Genomic DNA, 701 nt, shown 5'->3' on the forward strand with positions numbered 1-701 from the left:
TGTTGTAAGTAATCGTTAATAGTAAATGGGCAGAAGCGATTCGTCCCTTCATTTTCCCCTGTCGTTTAGTAATCCTTTTTCGATGTGAAGCAATTCGATTATTTTGCCTTGATGTTGCTAATACACACTCTACGGCCATCGTTTTCAAAGCTTTGTTACCTTGTGTGGTTTTACTCGTTTTTTTTTACCAGCACTTTCGTAATTTCCGGGACTCACACCAGCCCAAGAGGCAAGATGTTTAGCCGACTTAAATACGGACATATCCACGCCCATCTCTGCAATAAAAGTAGCTGCGGCAGCTTTGTTCACACCAGGTATACCATCCAATAATTCTACTTCCTTACGATAGGGGGACAGGAGTTGATCAATTTGTTTTTCCAATTCTTCTATGGCTTTTTCTAAATAACTCATATGCTCCCAATGGTAACGCAACATATCACGATGATGACGACGAATCCGACCATTAATTGCATTGGCAATGTCAGTAATACTTGCTTTTGTTCGCCAATCCACCATTTTTCGAAGACCATCGGTCTCTATTTTTTCACCGTTTAGAATCGCTTCAAGGATACGGCGTCCCGATACACCAAAAATGTCTGATAGAACGGATGTTAGCTTGATATTAGCATCTTGAAGGATTTTGTGAATGCGATTCTGCTCTGATGTGCGATGATGAATCAATTTTTTTCGATAACGAGTAA

1 protein-coding gene is annotated in these 701 nt (G+C 40.2%); it reads right to left on the reverse strand.

Annotated features, from left to right (window positions below; all coding sequences use genetic code 11):
• Nucleotides 1–144 precede the first annotated feature (144 nt).
• Nucleotides 145–701: transposase (locus tag Q8G36_RS28570; protein WP_305163139.1), on the reverse strand; the 557-nt coding region annotated here is incomplete at its 5' end.

This window comes from Peribacillus frigoritolerans (assembly GCF_030676415.1).
GTDB classification, from domain to species: domain Bacteria; phylum Bacillota; class Bacilli; order Bacillales; family DSM-1321; genus Peribacillus; species Peribacillus frigoritolerans_A.